Origin of the sequence: Cognatazoarcus halotolerans, from assembly GCF_009800965.1 — a bacterium.
Lineage (GTDB): Bacteria > Pseudomonadota > Gammaproteobacteria > Burkholderiales > Rhodocyclaceae > Cognatazoarcus > Cognatazoarcus halotolerans.
This window is the reverse complement of the sequence record NZ_WUAF01000094.1, coordinates 1-255: the sequence shown is the minus strand read 5'-3', so window position 1 is coordinate 255 and position 255 is coordinate 1. Positions and strand designations below refer to the sequence as shown.

At 62.7% G+C, this 255-nt stretch carries 1 protein-coding gene; it reads right to left on the bottom strand.

Going from position 1 to position 255, the window contains the following annotated elements:
• Positions 1-255, bottom strand: a 255-nt coding sequence (locus tag GQB03_RS22820) for a thiamine pyrophosphate-dependent enzyme (RefSeq protein WP_235027191.1), incomplete at both ends; no start/stop codon positions are given.

The window sequence follows — 255 nt, the reverse complement described above, 5'->3', positions numbered from 1 at the left end:
CGGGTTTGGAGAGGGCATCGCGGCGGAACGGGTCACCGAGTTCGCGGGTACACATGATCTCGATGATGGTGGTCTTGCCCTCGTTCATCTGCGCATCGATGGCCTTCTTCAGGGCCGGGCCGACATCCTCGATCCGATCGACGGTGATCCCCTCGGCGCCCATGGCGCGGGCGATCTCGGCGAAGCTCTGGTTGTCGAGCTCACCGGCGACGAAACGACGGTTGTAGAAATCCACCTGGTTCTTCTTCTCCGCGC